Origin of the sequence: Amycolatopsis sp. 195334CR (assembly GCF_017309385.1) — a bacterium.
Lineage (GTDB): Bacteria > Actinomycetota > Actinomycetes > Mycobacteriales > Pseudonocardiaceae > Amycolatopsis.
The window spans coordinates 1484906-1501398 of record NZ_JAFJMJ010000001.1 but is presented as its reverse complement, the minus strand read 5'-3'; the positions used below and the strand labels follow the sequence as shown (position 1 = coordinate 1501398).

Annotated in this window: 14 protein-coding genes; 8 read left to right on the top strand and 6 right to left on the bottom strand. The window is 70.3% G+C overall.

Features of this window, described 5'->3' with window-relative positions; all coding sequences use genetic code 11:
- Positions 1–26 precede the first annotated feature (26 nt).
- Genes JYK18_RS07280 through JYK18_RS07265 form a run of 4 tightly spaced genes read left to right on the top strand, consistent with a single transcriptional unit; the run spans position 27 to position 3183 of the window.
- Positions 27–1550: an aldehyde dehydrogenase family protein gene (locus JYK18_RS07280; protein WP_206804070.1), complete on the top strand. Its 1524-nt coding sequence runs from the start codon at positions 27–29 to the stop codon at positions 1548–1550.
- A complete protein-coding gene (locus JYK18_RS07275; protein ID WP_206804069.1) occupies positions 1547–1891 on the top strand; it encodes a DUF779 domain-containing protein in 345 nt (114 codons plus the stop codon). The genes JYK18_RS07280 and JYK18_RS07275 overlap by 4 nt, the downstream gene beginning before the upstream one ends.
- Before the next feature lie 28 nt (positions 1892–1919).
- Positions 1920–2615, top strand: coding sequence for an MOSC domain-containing protein (locus tag JYK18_RS07270; protein WP_206801374.1), 696 nt, complete (start codon positions 1920–1922; stop codon positions 2613–2615).
- Positions 2605–3183, top strand: coding sequence for a TetR/AcrR family transcriptional regulator (locus JYK18_RS07265; RefSeq protein ID WP_206801373.1), 579 nt, complete (start codon positions 2605–2607; stop codon positions 3181–3183). The genes JYK18_RS07270 and JYK18_RS07265 overlap by 11 nt, the downstream gene beginning before the upstream one ends.
- A 1-nt stretch (position 3184) precedes the next feature.
- Here the strand turns inward: JYK18_RS07265 and JYK18_RS07260 are convergent, their stop codons facing one another.
- Both JYK18_RS07260 and JYK18_RS07255 read right to left on the bottom strand, forming a co-directional pair.
- Entirely contained in the window at positions 3185–4801 is a 1617-nt protein-coding gene (locus JYK18_RS07260; RefSeq protein WP_206801372.1) for a beta-N-acetylhexosaminidase, read from the bottom strand.
- Between the two features lie 132 nt (positions 4802–4933).
- The gene (locus JYK18_RS07255; RefSeq protein ID WP_206804068.1) at positions 4934–6808 is read right to left on the bottom strand and encodes a propionyl-CoA synthetase; all 1875 of its coding nucleotides are present in this window, start codon (positions 6806–6808) and stop codon (positions 4934–4936) included.
- A gap of 238 nt (positions 6809–7046) precedes the next feature.
- Here JYK18_RS07255 and JYK18_RS07250 point away from each other — a divergent pair, with 238 nt between their 5' ends.
- The gene (locus tag JYK18_RS07250; RefSeq protein WP_206801371.1) at positions 7047–8801 is read left to right on the top strand and encodes a serine/threonine-protein kinase; all 1755 of its coding nucleotides are present in this window, start codon (positions 7047–7049) and stop codon (positions 8799–8801) included.
- 71 nt (positions 8802–8872) lie between these two features.
- On the opposite strand, the gene JYK18_RS07245 is transcribed toward JYK18_RS07250, so the two are convergent.
- Positions 8873–9850, bottom strand: coding sequence for a chitinase (locus JYK18_RS07245; RefSeq protein ID WP_206801370.1), 978 nt, complete (start codon positions 9848–9850; stop codon positions 8873–8875).
- 133 nt (positions 9851–9983) lie between these two features.
- Here JYK18_RS07245 and JYK18_RS07240 point away from each other — a divergent pair, with 133 nt between their 5' ends.
- Positions 9984–10802 (top strand): NmrA family NAD(P)-binding protein, encoded by an 819-nt coding sequence (locus JYK18_RS07240; protein WP_206801369.1) that lies wholly within the window; start codon positions 9984–9986, stop codon positions 10800–10802.
- Between the two features lie 4 nt (positions 10803–10806).
- Here JYK18_RS07240 and JYK18_RS07235 read toward each other — a convergent pair whose 3' ends face one another.
- The gene (locus JYK18_RS07235) at positions 10807–12384 is read right to left on the bottom strand and encodes a dolichyl-phosphate-mannose--protein mannosyltransferase (RefSeq protein WP_206801368.1); all 1578 of its coding nucleotides are present in this window, start codon (positions 12382–12384) and stop codon (positions 10807–10809) included.
- 313 nt (positions 12385–12697) lie between these two features.
- On the opposite strand from JYK18_RS07235, the gene rsmI reads away from it, so the two are divergent.
- A complete protein-coding gene (gene rsmI / locus JYK18_RS07230) occupies positions 12698–13543 on the top strand; it encodes a 16S rRNA (cytidine(1402)-2'-O)-methyltransferase (RefSeq protein WP_206801367.1) in 846 nt (281 codons plus the stop codon).
- Here the strand turns inward: rsmI and JYK18_RS07225 are convergent.
- Positions 13532–14086: a QsdR family transcriptional regulator gene (locus JYK18_RS07225; protein ID WP_307795804.1), complete on the bottom strand. Its 555-nt coding sequence runs from the start codon at positions 14084–14086 to the stop codon at positions 13532–13534. The genes rsmI and JYK18_RS07225 overlap by 12 nt on opposite strands.
- Positions 14087–14167: 81 nt before the next feature.
- Here JYK18_RS07225 and JYK18_RS07220 point away from each other — a divergent pair, with 81 nt between their 5' ends.
- Positions 14168–15127, top strand: coding sequence for an NADPH:quinone oxidoreductase family protein (locus JYK18_RS07220; protein ID WP_206801366.1), 960 nt, complete (start codon positions 14168–14170; stop codon positions 15125–15127).
- A gap of 72 nt (positions 15128–15199) precedes the next feature.
- On the opposite strand, the gene JYK18_RS07215 is transcribed toward JYK18_RS07220, so the two are convergent.
- Complete coding sequence (locus tag JYK18_RS07215; RefSeq protein WP_206801365.1) at positions 15200–16468, bottom strand: aminodeoxychorismate synthase component I; 1269 nt, start codon at positions 16466–16468, stop codon at positions 15200–15202.
- Between the last annotated feature and the right edge of the window lie 25 nt (positions 16469–16493).

Genomic DNA, 16493 nt, shown 5'->3' with positions numbered 1-16493 from the left:
CAGCGAAGCAGGAGGTCAGAGCCCAGATGACCAGGTACGCGGCACCGAACACCGAAGGCAGCGTCGTCAGCTACGAGACGCGGTACGACCACTACATCGGCGGCGAGTACGTGGCGCCGGCCAAGGGCCAGTACTTCGAGAACCCGAGCCCGGTCACCGGCAAGGCGTTCACCGAGATCGCCCGCGGCACCGCCGACGACATCGAGAAGGCGCTCGACGCCGCCGAGGGCGCGGCACCGGCGTGGGCCAGGACCTCGCCGGAGGAACGCGCCGGCGTGCTGCTCAAGATCGCCGACCGGATGGAGCAGAACCTCGAGAAGATCGCGGTCGCCGAGAGCTGGGAGAACGGCAAGCCGGTCCGCGAGACGCTGGCCGCGGACATCCCGCTGGCCATCGACCACTTCCGCTACTTCGCCGGCGCGCTACGGGCCCAGGAGGGCGGCATCTCGCAGATCGACGCGGACACCGTGGCGTACCACTTCAAGGAACCGCTGGGCGTGGTCGGCCAGATCATCCCGTGGAACTTCCCGCTGCTGATGGCCACCTGGAAGCTGGCCCCGGCGCTGGCCGCGGGCAACGCGATCGTGCTCAAGCCCGCCGAGCAGACCCCGGCGTCGATCCACCTGCTGCTCTCGCTGATCGGCGACCTGATCCCGCCGGGCGTGCTGAACGTGGTCAACGGCTTCGGCGTGGAGGCGGGCAAGCCGCTCGCGTCGAGCGGGCGCGTGCGGAAGGTGGCGTTCACCGGCGAGACCACCACCGGGCGGCTGATCCTGCAGTACGCCAGCGAGAACATCATCCCGGTGACCGTGGAGCTGGGCGGCAAGAGCCCGAACATCTTCTTCGACGACGTCGCCGCGGCCAACGACGCCTTCTACGACAAGGCGCAGGAGGGCTTCGCGCTGTTCGCGCTGAACCAGGGCGAGGTGTGCACCTGCCCGTCGCGCGCGCTGATCCAGTCCGGCATCTACGACAAGTTCCTCGGCGACGCCGTGGAACGGGTGAAGAAGATCAAGCAGGGCGACCCGCTGGACACCGACACCCAGATCGGCGCGCAGGCTTCGAACGACCAGCTGGAGAAGATCCTCTCCTACATCGACATCGGCAAGCAGGAGGGCGCGAAGGTGCTCACCGGCGGCGAGCGCGTCGAGCTGGACGGCGACCTGTCCGGCGGGTACTACGTGCAGCCGACGGTGTTCGAGGGCCACAACAAGATGCGCATCTTCCAGGAGGAGATCTTCGGCCCGGTGGTCTCGGTGGCGAAGTTCGACGACTACGCCGACGCGATGAAGATCGCCAACGACACGCTCTACGGCCTCGGCGCCGGCGTGTGGTCGCGGGACGGCAACACCGCCTTCCGCGCGGGCCGCGAGATCCAGGCGGGCCGGGTCTGGGTGAACAACTACCACGCGTACCCGGCGCACGCGGCGTTCGGCGGGTACAAGGCCTCCGGCATCGGGCGCGAGAACCACAAGATGATGCTCGACCACTACCAGCAGACCAAGAACCTGCTGGTCAGCTACTCGGACAACGCGCTCGGCTTCTTCTGATGGACCGCGTGGCGCTCACCGAAGAGGCCGCCGACCTGCTGCGGAAGCTGGTGGAACAACACGGCCCGGTGATGTTCCACCAGTCCGGCGGCTGCTGCGACGGCAGCGCGCCGATGTGTTACCCCGCCGGGGAGTTCCGCATCGGCGCGTCGGACGTCCACCTCGGGGACCTCGGGGTGGACGGCATCGACGACGTGCCGGTGTGGATGTCCGGACCGCAGTTCGAGTACTGGAAGCACACGCACCTGACCATCGACGTGGTGCCGGGCCGGGGCAGCGGGTTCTCCCTGGAGGCACCGGAGGGTGTGCGCTTCCTGATCCGGTCGCGGTTGCTGGAGTAGTACGAACGGTCGTGCTATTTTCTCAACCATGACGGAACTGCTGATCAACGGGGTCTTTGTCGGGCGGCCGAGCGTGCTGGGGCACCAGCGCGGGGAACCCGTGCTCAGCGGCATCACCAAGGAGCGCACCGGCGAGGCGCACCTCGAGCTGTCGGAGGTGAACCTCGCCGGTGACGCCCAGGCCGACCTCAGCGTGCACGGCGGCCCGGACAAGGCGGTCTACGCCTACCCGGCCGAGCACTACCGCGGCTGGGTCGCCGATGCCTTCGACCTGGCGCCCGGCTCGGTCGGCGAGAACCTCTCCCTGACCGGTGCCGACGAATCGACCATCCGCATCGGCGACGTCTGGACCTGGGGCGACGCCCTCGTCGAGGTGTCCCAGCCGCGCACGCCGTGCTACAAGCTCGGCATGCGGACGCAGCGCCGCGACATCATCCCGGCGATGATCGACTCCGGTCGCAGCGGCTGGTACCTGCGCGTCCGGCAGCCCGGCACGGTGCCCACCACCGGCGCGCTCACCCTGGTCGAACGGGACGAGGCGAGCCCGACGATCGCCGAGCTGTACCTCATCCTCTACGCCAACCCGGCGAACCTGGACGCCGAGCAGCGCGCGGCCTACCTGGAACTGGCGCGCCGGGCGGTGAAGGCGCCCGCGCTGGCCGAGCAGTTCCGCCACGGCCTGACCGGCAAGCTGCTCCGGATGGAGGCGCGCGATGCCGGTTGACGGGCGGCTGGCGCGCGGTGACGTGACCCGTGCCGCGGTGCTCCGGCGCGCGGTGGACATCGCCTCGGTGGAGGGGCTCGACGGCCTGTCCATCGGCAGGCTCGCCAAGGAACTGGACCTGAGCAAGAGCGGGGTCTTCGCGCACTTCGGCTCGAAGGAGGAGTTGCAGCTCGCCGCGATCGACGCGGCGAACGCGATCTTCACCGAGCACGTGGTCGACCCGGTACCGGCGACGCTGAGTGGTCTGGACCGGTTCAGCGCGTTGTGCGAGCGCTGGCTGGACTACTCGGAGGACCGGGTGTTCCCCGGTGGCTGCTTCTTCTTCCACACGTCCGCGGAGTTCGACGCGCGGGACGGGCGGGTGCACGACGCGCTGGTCGCGCGAAGCCGGAACTGGACGCGGTTCCTGGTGGATTCCCTCGACGGTCTCGACGACGCCGAGCAACTCGTCTTCGAGAGCGAGGCGCTGGTGCGCACGGCGAACGCGTTTTCCGTGCTGCACGGCGGTTCCGACGCATACAGGCGGGCGCGGATCGGGATCCGCGCCCGCCTGGATTCCTTGCGCTAGCTCACTTCCAGTCGATCTGCGGCGATCGGTAGAAGTCGATGCCCTGGGCGGTCCACCGCGGGCCCTGCTTGGCCACCCGGTCGCGGTAGTTCTCCCAGTTGTGCTTGGCCTGCGGCGACCAGCCGAGCTCGGCGATCGCGGTCAGCCGCGGGAACGCCATGAACTCGATGTCGTTGATGTTGCGCAGGGTTTCCGACCACAGCGGGGCTTCCACGCCGAGCACCGACGACTCGGGCACACCGGGGACGAAGGTGCCCGGGTTCCAGTCGTAGGCGGTCTTCGCCTCGATGTAGCCGGCCCACTTCAGGCCCAGCTTGGTGTTCTCGTCGTACTTCATGTCCAGGTACGCCTTGTTGGCAGGCGAGACCAGGACCTTGCTGCCCCGCTTGACCGCTTCGGCCACCGCGGCGTCGCCGTCCGGCGTGCTCCACCAGTACTGCGGGGTGGTGGTGGCCGGGGAGTTGGCCTTGGCGATCTCGTGCCAGCCGAACGGCTTCTTGCCGTACTTGGCCGCCATCGGGATCACGCGCTCCATGAACTTCTTGAAGTCCTCGTCCGTGGTCGCGTGGGCCTCGTCGCCGCCGATGTGGATGTACGGGCCGGGGGTCATCGCCGACAGCTCGCGGATGACGTCCTCGACGAACTTGTAGGTCAGCTCGTCGTCGATGCACAGCGAGGAGTAGCCGACCTCGATGTCCGTGCGCGGCGGCGGGGCGACCCCGTCGCAGTTCAGCTCGGCGTAGGTGGACTGGGCGGCGTTGGTGTGCCCCGGCATGTCGATCTCGGGCACGATGGTGATCTGCCGCTCGGCCGCGTACTTGTTCAGCGCCGCGTAGTCGGCCTTGGTCAGGTAGCCCTCGCCGACGCCGTCCACGCCGGTGCCCGGTCCGCCGCCGACCGTGGTCAGCTTCGGCCAGCTGTCGATCTGGATGCGCCAGCCCTGGTCGTCGGTCAGGTGCAGGTGCAGGTAGTTGATCTTGTACTGGGCCACGTGGTCGATGTAGGTGCGGATCTCGTCCGGCGTGTGGAAGTGCCGGGCCAGGTCCAGGAACGCGCCGCGGTAGCCGAAGCGCGGGTAGTCCACGATCCGCCCGCCGGCCACCGACCAGGCGGTGCGCTGCGGGGTCTTGGCCTCGATCTTGGTGCCGAACAGCTGGCGCAGCGACTGCACGCCGTTGAACAGCCCGGCGGCCGAGTTGGCCCGGATGGTCACCCCGGTGATGTTCGAGTCGAGCTGGTAGCCCTGGTCACCGATGCGCTGGTCGGCCCCGCCGAGCAGCAGCGAGATGCCGGGCACCCAGGACGGCGCCGAGCTGACCTTGAGCGGGTACCCGGTGGCCGGGCGCAGCAGGCCGGCCAGGTAGTCGCCGACCTGCTTGGCCTCCTTCGAGCCCGGCTGGGTGCGGATGCGGCTGAGCGGGGTCAGCCAGAACTTGGACTGCCCGTTGGGCGTGATTTCGACCGGCGCGGGCAGCACGTCGGCCAGCTGGGTTCCGCCCGAGTTCGACTGGGCCGCCGCGGTTTCGGGGGCCGCGGTGGCGGCCCCGGTCGTGGCCACCGTCGACACGGCCAGCACGGCCGCCCCGAGTAAGGCGGACAAGGACAAACGCTTCCTCACGGAGCACCTCCGGCAAGGGGAGATTCAGAGTGAGTAAAGGTATAGACCAATAATTCGGCCAGCACAACGGCCGTTGGTGGGGTCAACGAATTTCGCCGCGCCCGCCGAAAAGGAGAATGCGTAACCGGATGATCACTCGCTGCGCAGGACGGACCGCAGCGCGTCAAGGACCGCCGGGTCCTCGATGGTCGAGGGGACCGGCTCGTCGCGGCCGTCCGCGATCCCCCGCATGGTCTTGCGGAGAATCTTGCCGGACCGGGTTTTCGGCAGCGCGTCCACCACGGACACGTCGCGGAATGCCGCCACCGGGCCGATATCGCGGCGCACCGCGGCGACCAGTTCCTCGCGCAGTTGCTCGGGTTCGATGTCCACACCGGACTTGAGCACGACAAAACCCCTGGGCAGCTGGCCTTTCAGCGCGTCGCGCACGCCGATCACCGCGCATTCGGCGACCGCCGGGTGCGCGGCCAGCACGGCCTCCATCGAGCCGGTGGACAACCGGTGCCCGGCCACGTTGATCACGTCGTCGGTGCGGCCCATGACGAAGAGGTAGCCGTCCTCGTCGAGGAAACCGGAATCGCCGGTGAGGTAATGGCCTTCGTACCGCGAGAGGTAGGCCTCGACGTACCGGTCGTCGTCACCCCAGAGCGTCGGCAAAGTGCCCGGCGGCAACGGGAGTTTGATGGCGATGGCGCCTTCTTGCCCGGCCGGCAGGTCGTTGCCCTCCTGGTCCAGGACGCGCACGTCGTACCCGGGCACCGGCACGGTCGACGAACCCGGTTTCACCGGCATCGGCTCGATGCCGCGCGGGTTTGCCGAAATCGGCCAGCCGGTCTCGGTCTGCCACCAGTGGTCGATCACCGGGGTGCCGAGCTTTTCTTTCGCCCAGTGGTAGGTCTCGGGATCGAGGCGTTCGCCCGCCAGGAACAGCGTGTCGAACTTCGAGAGGTCGTACTCGGCCAGTTCCTTCGCGTCCGGGTCGACCTTCTTGATCGCGCGCAACGCGGTCGGTGCGGTGAACAACGCCTTGACCCCGTGCTGGGCGAGCACCCGCCAGAACGCGCCCGCGTCCGGCGTGCCCACCGGTTTCCCTTCGTAGAGCACGGTCGTGGCGCCGATCAGCAGCGGCGCGTAGACGATGTAGGAGTGCCCGACCACCCAGCCGACGTCGGAGGCGGTCCACCAGACGTCGCCGGGGTGGATGTCGTAGATCGCGCTCATCGACCAGGCCAGCGCGACCGCGTGCCCGCCGGTGTCGCGCACCACGCCCTTCGGCTTGCCGGTGGTGCCCGAGGTGTAGAGGACGTACAGCGGATCGGTCGCGGCGACCGGCACCGCGTCCACCGGTTCCGCGCCCTCCACCAGCTCGTGCCAGTCGACGTCGCGCTCACCGAGTTCGGCGGGGGCGGCGTCGCGCTGGAGCACCACGACGCTGTCCGGCTGGTGCTCGGTCCCGCGCAGCGCGTCCTCGATGATCGGCTTGTACTCGACCACCCGCGTCGGCTCGATGCCGCAGGAGGCGGCCACGATGACCTTGGGCTTGGCGTCCTCGACACGGGCCGCCAGCTCCTTCGGGGCGAAGCCGCCGAAGACCACCGAGTGCACCGCGCCGAGCCGCGCGCACGCCAGCATGGCGATCACCGCCTCGGGCACCATCGGCATGTAGATGATCACGCGATCACCCTGGGCGACGCCGAGTGAACGCAGCGCGCCGGCGAACCGGGCGACGGCCGCGTGCAGTTCGCGGTAGGTGTAGCGGCTGATCGTGCCGGTGACGGCGGAGTCGTGGATGAGCGCGGTCTGCTCACCGCGCTCGGCCAGGTGCCGGTCGAGCGCGTTGTAGGAGGTGTTCAGCTCACCGTCCGGGAACCAGCGGTAGAGCGGTGCGGCCGAGTCGTCCAGCGCCCGCGAGGGCTTCCGGGTCCAGTCGATCCCCTCGGCGGCGGCCAGCCAGAAACCCTCGGGGTCGCTCATGCTCCGCTGATAGGTTTCGGCGTACAGGGCCATGGTGACCTCCTCGTCGTCGACCGGCACGCCCATCTTGTACCGGTTGGCGAACGCGAGCGAAACGAACGCGCGCCACCAGGGGAAACGCGGTACGCCGCGGGTATCGTGGCCGGTTCACCGGTGGCGCGGTGGAAGCGGATGAGTCCGGGCCGTGATGAACCTGGCGGGCCACGACCGCGTCCAACGACAGACCCGACATACTGGAGTCGGGTAGCACGGCAACGACAAGGAGCGGGGAGTGGATTCATTCGCGAGCTCGTTGCTGTCGTTCGCATACGAGGTGTTCGGGCCTGGTTTCTGCCCGGGTGGCGCGGTGTGGGCGACCAGCATGGCGGGCGCGCTGATCGCGTTGTTCCCGGTGGCGGGCGCGGTGATCGTGGCGCTGATCCGGAAGTTCACCGGGAACCGGTACGACCCGACGATGATGGCCGTGATCGGCCTGGTCGCGGGCTTCTTCACGCTGATCATGCCGTGGCTGTTGTTCATCGGGGTGTCGAGCAACTACAGCGCCTTTCGCGGTGGCGAGAACGTCGGCCTGTCCGCGAGCCTGGCCACGGAGCTGGACATCTCGCGGTGCGACTTCATCGGCAAGCAGGCCGACTACCTCGGCGGTGGGCAGAACGTCTACGAGGCGCTGTTCTACCCGGCGGGCGGGCTCGCCTACGGCTACTACCTCGGCGCGCTGATCGGCCTTCCCGCGCTCACCCTGCTCTTCACCATGCTGCTGGCCCGCACCGCGCTGCGCCGCGGTCCGAAGTGGCCTGCCCGGTTCTTCTGGATCCCGTTCGTGCTGATGTTCTTCTTCAGCATCGGGGTCTCCGCGAACACCGCGGTGCACCTGTGGCTGGGCTTCCTGCCGGTGATCGTGCTGGGCATCATCCCGGTGGCGCTGGTCGGGCCGCCTGCCTGGTCGACGCTGCAGCGCTCGGAACGGCCCCCGGAGCGGCGGCCGGTGGAGCCGCCGCGGCAGCAGCCGCCGCCGTACGTGCCGCCGGGCGCTTCGCAGCAGCGGCAGCTGCCCCCGCCGCAACCGCCGAAGGAGTACCCGAAGACCGCGCTCGCGCAGGCGCCCGAGCCGGTCTCCGCGGAGAGTCCGAGCCCCGGCCTGGCCAACACGCCGGGCCCGATGCCGGTCCCGCCCGGGTCGAGCAGTTCCGCGAGCAGCGGCCGGTACCGCCGGGTCCGGCGGCTGGGGCACGGTGGCTTCGGCACCGTGTGGGAGGCCGTCGACAACCAGCTCGGCCGCACGATCGCGCTGAAGATCGCGCACGCGCCGGACCGCGACACGGTGGAGCGCATGCAGCGCGAGGCGCGGGCGCTGGCCGTGGTGAACCACCCGAACTGCGTGAAGGTCTACGACCTGGTCGAGGAGCCGGACGGGCTCGCACTGGTGATGGAGTACCTGGAGGGGCAGCCGCTGGGTGCCGCCGTGGACACCGGCGGCCCGCTGGACGACGTGGCCGCGGGACGGCTGTGGGCGACCATGGCCGGTGCGCTGTCGGCGGCGCACGAGAAGGGTGTGCTGCACCGGGACGTGAAGCCGTCGAACGTGATCCTCGACCCGGGCGGCATCGCGCACCTGATCGACTTCGGCATCGCGCGGAGCAAGGGTGACTCGCAGCTCACGGCCACCGGCATGATGATCGGGACGCCGGACTTCACCGCGCCGGAGACGGCCGCCGGGCAGCCCGCCTCCCCGGCGTCGGACGCCTGGCAGCTGGCCGCGACGGTCAGCTACGCGTTGTCGGGCCAGCCGCCGCGCGGCACCCGGGAGACGCCGATGGCGGCGCTGATGGCCGCGGCCCGCGCGGAACCGGCGAACAAGCTGCCGCAGCGGAGCGTGCACTCGCGGTTGCTGATCGCTTCGCTGGACCCGGAACCGCGTCGCCGGCCGACGCTGGCCTCGGTCCGGAAGGAAGTCGAAGGCTGGCTTTCGCGGGCGGGCAAGTCGCCGGACGGCCCGGTCACCCGAGTGGTCCCGCGAGCCCGCTGATCTCGTGCAGTGAATGTGGCTTTCACAGCGTCAGACGCTGTGAAAGCCACATTCACTGCGTTGGGGTGCGGTCAGCGCAGCGAGTTCAGGTGCGCGCGCACCGGGGTCGAGAAGGCGCCGCCGCTGGTGGCGTCCCAGTTGGTGGACCAGGTCATCACGCCGCCGATCCCCGGGAACGCCGTCGCCGGCACGTAACCACCGCAGTTGGTGCGCTTGGCCAGGCAGCTCAGCGCGTTGTTCACCACGGTCGGGTTCACGTACCCGCTGCCCGCCGCCGACGGTGAGGCGGGCAGGCCCAGCGACACCTGGTCCGGCCGCAGCGTGCGCAGCAGGAAGCACGCCTGCGCGGTGATGAAGTCGACGCTGCCCTGGTGCACCACCTGGTCGTTGCAGCCGAGCATGCTGCCCGAGTTGTAGTACTGCGTGTGCACCACGGTGATCAGGTCCTTGGTCTGCTCGATCAGCTGCAGGTACCGCCCGCCGGGCTGCACGTCGATCGTCTGCGGCGCCATGGTCAGCAGGAACCCGTCACCGAGGCGGGAGCGCAGCTGCTTGATCGCGCTCGCCGTGTTCGCCACGTTCAGCCCGTGCTCCAGGTCCACGTCGAGGCCCTGGATGCCGAACGACTGCGCGATCCCGGCGAAGGTGTCGACGAAGGCGGTCACCTTCGACGGGGAGCTGAGGTCGACGTTGCCCTTCTCCCCGCCGATGGACAACACGATCGACTTGCCCGCCGCCTTCTTCGCGGCGATGTCGGCCTTCAGGTCGGCGTCGGTGTACCCGCCGACCGCACTGGCCAGGCCCGGGTCCACGCCGAAGGTCACCGCACCCGGTCTGGCCGGGTCGGAGTTGGCGAACGCCAGCACGATCACGTCGTAGGCGGCCGGGACGTCGGCGAGCTTCTGCGCCTTCGCCCCGTTGACGAAGTTCTGCCAGTAACCGGTCAGGTGCTTGTTCGGCACCGCCGCGCCCGCGGTGGCGGGCAGCCCGGCGAGCAGCAGCAACACCACCCCGACCAGGACGGCGAGTGGGGACTTCCGGGGGAACATGTCGGCTCCTTCGGCGACTTGTGGTCTAAACCAATGCACCTATGGTCTGGTCCATTACGGAAGATCGCAACTTGACCTCGAGCCGACTGGAGCAAATAACTTCGCGCCCAACACCACGGAGAAGGGATTCCCGATGACGATTCTGGTGACCGGCGCGACCGGCAACGTGGGTGGCCACGTGCTCCGCCAGCTGCTCGACCTCGGTGCGCCGGTGCGGGCGCTGACCAGGAACCCGGCGGCCGCGAAGCTGCCGGCCGGGGTCGAGGTGGTGGCCGGTGACCTGGCCGCGCCCGAGACGCTCGAACCGGCCTTCGACGGCGTGACCGCCGCCTACCTGATCACCTTCGACGGTGCCGACGGCGCCGCGCTGACCACCGGACCGCAGATCGCCAAGCTCGCGCTCGCGGCCGGCGTCCGGCACGTGACCATGCTGTGGAGCGGGCAGCCCGGCCCGTTCGAAGCGGATATCGCGGCCAGCGGGCTGTCGTGGACCACGTTGCAGCCGGTCGAGTTCATGTCGAACACGCTGCTGTGGGCGGAATCGATCCGCGCCGAAGGCGTGGCCAGGGATCCGTTCGCCGGGTTGCGCAGTGCGATGGTGCACGAGGCCGACATCGCCGCCGTCGCGGTGGAGACTCTCCTCGGTACCGGTCACGAAGGCCGCGAGTACGTGCTCAGCGGACCGGAGGTGCTGACCGTGTCCGACAAGATCGAGCAGCTCAGCCAGGCCGTCGGCCGGGAGATCCGGTTCATCGAGCTGACCGAGGCCCAGGCCAGGGCGCGCCTGCGGGACATGGGCGCGTCACCGGAAGCCGTCGACCACGTGATCGGCTGGTACGCCGACCCGCCGGTCGAGGGTTACACCGTGGTGGACACCGTCGAGCGGGTCACCGGGCGCCCGGCGCGGACGTTCGCGCGGTGGGCGGCCGAGCACGCCGACGCCTTCAAGTAGGGGGTCAGCGCCAGGACGGCAGCCACAGCTCGGCCTGCCAGTGCTCGTTGGTGATCGAGTCGCCGTTCAGGATCGGCCACAGCCAGGCGAAGTTCGCCACCACCATGCCGACGTACAGCGACACCACGAGCAGACCGGTGCCTCTTCGCTCGAAGCCCTGCTGGACCCTGCCGAGGATCTGCCCGAGCACCAGGGTCAGGCCGAGCGCCAGGAACGGGGCCATCGGCGTGGCGTAGAAGAAGTACATCTGGCGGTCGAGGTTGACGAACCAGGGGAGCAGCCCGGCCAGGTAGGTGACCACCACGGCGGCGTAGCGCCAGTCGGCGCGGAAGATCGAGCGCCACAGGCCCCAGCCGAGCACCGGCAGCGCCAGCCACCACATCGCCGGGGTGCCGATCAGCATGGTGGCGCGCACGCACTCGGCTTCCCCGCAGCCGGCCGCCGCGGCGCCGGATTCGTAGGAGTAGAGCATCGGGCGCAGGCCCATCGGCCAGGTCCAGGGCTTCGACTCCCACGGGTGCGGGTCGTTCTCCGGGGTCTTCAGGCTGGAGTGGAAGTCGAGCACGTGGAGCGAGTAGTGCACGAGCGAGGCCAGCGCGTCGGGCACCCAGCCGAAGACCCACCACGGCTGGATGTTGTCCAGTTCGACCAGGTGGCGGTCGGTGCCGGTCTCGCTGGCGAACCAGAACGCCCAGGTGCCGAGGTAGACCAGCACCGGGATGGCGACCAGGCCCCACAGCGCGGGGGCGACGTCGCGCCGCAGCGTGCCCACCCAGGGCCGGGTCACGCCGGCGGCGCGCCGCGCCGCCACGTCGAAGGCGACGCAGAGCAGGCCGAACGCGATGATGTAGTAGAGGCCGGACCACTTGACGCCGAGCGAGAGCCCGATCATCACGCCGCCGGTGAACCGCCACCAGCGGAAGCCGAGTCGCGGGCCGAACGGCGATTCGCCGGCCCAGCCCTCGCGGACGGCCAGTGCCATCCGCTCGCGCACCTGGTCGCGGTCGAGCAGGAGGCAGCCGAAGGCGGCGACCACGAAGAGGGCGCTGAAGATGTCGAGCATGCCCATGCGCGACTGCAGGTGGAGGACGCCGTCGCAGATGACCAGCACGCCGGCCACGCCGCCGAGGAAGGTGGACCGGGTCAGCCGCCGGGCGATGCGGATGACCAGCAGGATGAGCACGGTCCCGGCCAGCGCGGCGGAGAAGCGCCAGCCCCAGCCGTTGTAGCCGAAGAGCCACTCGCCGATCGCGATCAGCTGCTTGGCGACGGGCGGGTGGACGATCAGCTCGTAGCCGTAGTTGTCCTCGTAGCCGCCGTTGCGCAGCATCTGCCAGGCCTGCGGCACGTAGTGCTTCTCGTCGAAGACCGGGGTGCCCTTGTCGGTCGGGGAGCCGAGGTTCTGGAAGCGGAGGAAGCCGCCGATGACCACCAGGACGAGCGTGACCACCCAGCCGCGGAGCCGATCGGTCGGCATGGGGCGGCCGAGGAGGACCGCCTCGCGGTCGGAGCGGGGGGCGTGCTGGTCGACCGGATCCGGGTACGCGCCGTCACCGAACGGGCGCGTGAGGAGTGCGGTCACGGGTCCCGATCCTAGGCGCCGGGGTGTTAGCTCGTCGCGAGCGCCCGAGGTGTGGTGGCTGGTGGCGCTCTGTGCGGTGCCGCGTGGTGGCTGATGGCGCCCCGGGTGCGGTGCCGCGTGGTGGCTGATGGCGCCCCGGGTGCGTGCTGTGTGGTGGCTGATGGCGCCCCGGGTGCCGTGCCGCGTGGTGGCTGCGAGTGCGCGCCGGGTGTCTCGAATGTGGCCTTCGGGACGCGCGACGTCTCGAAAGCCACATTCGTGACAGGGCGCCGTGCTGTGTGGGGTGCGGGCAACGGCGGTTAGGCTCGCCGCCATGTCCGAGACCGGGCGGCTGGTGCTCGCCGCGACACCGCTGGGGGATGTGGGTGACGCGTCCCGGCGGCTGGTCGAGGCGCTGGCCACGGCCGAAGTGATCGCCGCCGAGGACACGCGGAGGTTGCGCGGCCTCGCCGCCGCGTTGGAGGTCACGCCGCGGGGCCGGGTGGTCAGCTTCTACGAGGACGTCGAGACCGCGCGCCTGCCGAAGCTCCTGGAGTCGATCCGCCACGGCGAGACCGTGCTCCTGGTCACCGACGCCGGCATGCCCAGCGTCTCCGACCCCGGCTACCGCTTGGTCGCGGCCTGCGTCGAGGAGGATCTGCCGGTCACCTGCCTGCCCGGCCCCTCCGCGGTGACCACCGCGCTGGCGCTGTCCGGCCTGGCCTCCGACCGGTTCTGCTTCGAGGGCTTCGCGCCGCGGAAAAGTGGCGAAAAGGCCAAGTGGCTGAGTGGCCTGGCCACTGAACCACGGACCACCGTCTTCTTCGAATCACCGCACCGGCTGGCGAGCACGCTCCGCGACGCGGTCGAGGTGCTCGGTGCCGACCGCCGGGCGGCCGTGTGCCGCGAGCTGACCAAGACCTACGAAGAGGTCAAGCGCGGTTCACTCGGCGAGCTGGCGGACTGGGCCGACGAGGGCGTCCGCGGGGAGATCACCGTGGTCCTCGCGCCCGCGCCGCCCCGCGAGATCGGGGTCGAGGACCTGGTCGCCGAGGTCGCGGACCGCGTCGCCGCCGGGGAACGCCTCAAGTCGGCCGCGGCCGAGGTCGCCGAGGCCACCGGCGTTTCGAAGAAGGAGCTGTACGACGCGGTGCTCGCCGCGCGCAAGTCAGCGAAGTAGCGCGGCGACGGCCTCGCGCGCCTTGTCCGCGTCGGGCTCCTCGCCGGAGATGATGTCGGTGTAGATGAACGACTCGGCGATCCGCACGATCAGGTAGGCCAGGTCGTGCACCGGCAACGGCGGTTCCAGTGCGCCCCGGTCGATCTCCTCGGTCAGCATCGACTCGACCGCCGCGATGGTGCGCCGCTGCACGAGGCTGGCCTTCGTGGTGAGCAGCCGCAGCGCGCGCTCCGGCTCGCGCCGCAGGAACTCGCGGAACGGCTCGTCGTTGTTGACCGTGCGCACGTACGTGCCGACGACCTCGGCGATCCGCGCGCCACCCGAACCGTCGACCGCCCGGTTGTGCCGGTCGAAGGCGCGTTCGGTGATCGACCAGATGACCTCGCCGAGCAGCTGCTCCCGGTTGCCCACCCAGCGGAACAGGGTGGCGCGGCCCACCTTCAGCTCGGCGGCCAGCTCCTGCATGTCGATCCGCCGCCCGGCCAGGAACCACTGTCGCGCCAGGCTGAACGCGTCCGTCACGTCCGGTTTGGTGGCTACCACGTATGGAACATAACACGGCATTGTCTCATGATGAGACGATCGATAGAATCGTCTCATCCGACGAGGGAAAGGCTGGCTGGAATGCGTGCTGTGCAGGTGACCGAGTTCGGCGGACCCGAGGTCCTGAAGCTGGTGGAGCTGCCCGATCCGGAGCCCGGCCCCGGTGAGGTGCTGATCGAGGTCGACCACGCCGGCATCAACTACGCCGACACGCACGCGGCGGAGAACACCTACCTCGCGCCCACCGAGCTGCCGCTCGTGCCCGGCGGTGAGGTCGCCGGCCGCACGCCGGACGGCAGGCGCGTGGTGGCGCTGCTGCACAAGTCGGGCGGGTACGCGGAGAAGGCGCTCGCCCCGGCGGCGACCGTCTACGACATCCCCGACGGCATCGACGACAACACCGCGCTCGCGTTCATCGCCCAGGGCATGACCGCGTGGCTGTTGCTGCGCAAGAACGCGCACCTGGAGGCGGGCGAGTCGGTGGTCGTGCACGCGGCGGCGGGCGGCGTCGGTTCGCTCGCGGTGCAGTTGGCGAAGGCGTGGGGCGCCGGGCGGGTGATCGCCACCGCGAGTTCCGAGGACAAGCGCAAGCTGGCGCTCGACCTCGGTGCCGACGTGGCGGTGGACTCGCGCGCCGAGGACATGACCGACGTGCTGCGCGAGGCCAACGGCGGCAAGCGGGTGGACATCGTGCTCGACATGACCGGTGGCCGCATCACCGACCAGAGCATCGCCGCGCTGGCGCCGTTCGGCAGGCTCGCGTTCTACGGGATGGCCAGCCGCGAGCAGCCGAAGCCGGTGGAGCTGCGCAACCTGCTCGGCCACTCGACCACGATCTCCGGGGTGTGGCTGCCGCACGCGCTGCGGTTGCCGGGCAAGCTGTTCGAGCGGGGCCTGGCGGAGCTGTTCGAGCTGGCCGGGAGCGGGCAGATCAAGGCCATCAACGGCGGCGAGTACGCCCTGGCCGACGCGCGCCAGGCCCACGAAGACCTCCGCTCCCGCGCGACGACCGGCAAGCTGCTGCTCAACGCGCGGGCCTAGGCAGGACCGCCCGGCTCACTGGCGCGCGACCGCCGGCAAGCAGGCTCTCCCGCAGGTGCCGGTGGCGGGCGGTCAGTCCCAGGGCGTGGCCAGCAGGTGCTCCAGTGGCGCCGCCTTGTGGAGGCATTCCTGCCATTCCCGCGCCGGGTCGGAGTCGGCGGTGATGCCGCCGCCGACGCCCAGCGAGAGCAGGCCCGCGTGCAGTTCGAAGGTGCGGATCGCGACGTTCAGCTCGAGCCCGGCCACCGGTGACACCAAGCCCATCGCGCCGGTGTAGACCCCGCGCGCGGTGGGCTCGAGCTCCGCGATCAGGTCGAGCGCGCGGATCTTCGGCGCCCCGGTGACCGAACCCGGCGGGAACGTCGCGGCCAGCAGCTCCGCGTCCCCGGTCACCACCCGTCCCTCCACTGTGGACTCCAGGTGCCACACCCCCGGCGCCGGGCGGACTTCCAGCAACGAGGGCACCCGGACGCTGCCCACCGCGCACACCCGCCCGAGGTCGTTGCGCACCAAGTCGGTGATCATCACGTTCTCCGCGACGTCCTTTTCGGACTGCCGCAGCCGCCCGGCGAGGTGGTCGTCGGCGGGACCGCGGCGGGGGAGGGTGCCCTTGATCGGCGTCGAGCGGACGAGATCGCCGTGCCGCGCCAGGAAGAGCTCCGGCGACAGCGACACCACCGCACCCCAGCCGCCGCTGAGGAACGCGGCCCGCCGCGGTGCCAGCCGCCGGGTTCCCTCGCCGAACAGCTCGGCGGCGTTCCCGTCGAACGAGGTCGAGAACCGCGTGCAGATGTTCGCCTGGAACAGTTCCCCGGCTTCGATCGCGTGCACGCACGCCTTCACCGCGTCGTGGTGCTCGGCGGGCAGCGGCCGGTTCAGCTCGGCCGCCGTCCAGCCGCGCCGGACCGGCACCCCGCGCAACACCGCTTCGAGTTCCTGCCGCAGTTCGTCCGGGTCGTCGCCGTCGACCAGCGCTTCGAACCACCACGTGCCGTCACCGTCCAAACGCAACACGTGATCCGCCCAGCCCCAAGCGGCCTGGGGCAGTGGCGTGCGCCGGCCGCTGGGATCGGTCAGGTCGTAGGACAGGTAACCGAACCAGCCGCCGCCGATGGCGCCGGGCACCGCGTCGTCGACCGCGGGCAGCGGCAGCGAATACGCCGAACCGGCACCCACCTCGGCGATCGACACGCTCGGCGCGAGCACCGCGCGCGAGCCGAACCACTCACCGGACAACGCGGCGGGCGGCGGCAGCCCGAGGGCGCGGGCGCGCGCGTCGAGCAGCGACAGCGCCGCCTCGGGCGCCACCGTCGAGTGCATCGCCGCGCGCACCAACCGCATGGCGGCCATTGTGACCTACGGTCGA

What these genes read in the sequence shown, in the direction of transcription:
- JYK18_RS07280 (WP_206804070.1), top strand. Translation starts at nt 27, where the DNA reads ATGACCAGGTACGCGGCACCGAACACCGAAGGCAGCGTCGTCAGCTAC.
- JYK18_RS07270 (WP_206801374.1), top strand. Translation starts at nt 1,920, where the DNA reads ATGACGGAACTGCTGATCAACGGGGTCTTTGTCGGGCGGCCGAGCGTG.
- JYK18_RS07265 (WP_206801373.1), top strand. Translation starts at nt 2,605, where the DNA reads ATGCCGGTTGACGGGCGGCTGGCGCGCGGTGACGTGACCCGTGCCGCG.
- JYK18_RS07255 (WP_206804068.1), bottom strand. Translation starts at nt 6,808, where the DNA reads ATGGCCCTGTACGCCGAAACCTATCAGCGGAGCATGAGCGACCCCGAG.
- JYK18_RS07245 (WP_206801370.1), bottom strand. Translation starts at nt 9,850, where the DNA reads ATGTTCCCCCGGAAGTCCCCACTCGCCGTCCTGGTCGGGGTGGTGTTG.
- JYK18_RS07240 (WP_206801369.1), top strand. Translation starts at nt 9,984, where the DNA reads ATGACGATTCTGGTGACCGGCGCGACCGGCAACGTGGGTGGCCACGTG.
- rsmI (WP_206801367.1), top strand. Translation starts at nt 12,698, where the DNA reads ATGTCCGAGACCGGGCGGCTGGTGCTCGCCGCGACACCGCTGGGGGAT.
- JYK18_RS07220 (WP_206801366.1), top strand. Translation starts at nt 14,168, where the DNA reads ATGCGTGCTGTGCAGGTGACCGAGTTCGGCGGACCCGAGGTCCTGAAG.
- JYK18_RS07215 (WP_206801365.1), bottom strand. Translation starts at nt 16,468, where the DNA reads ATGCGGTTGGTGCGCGCGGCGATGCACTCGACGGTGGCGCCCGAGGCG.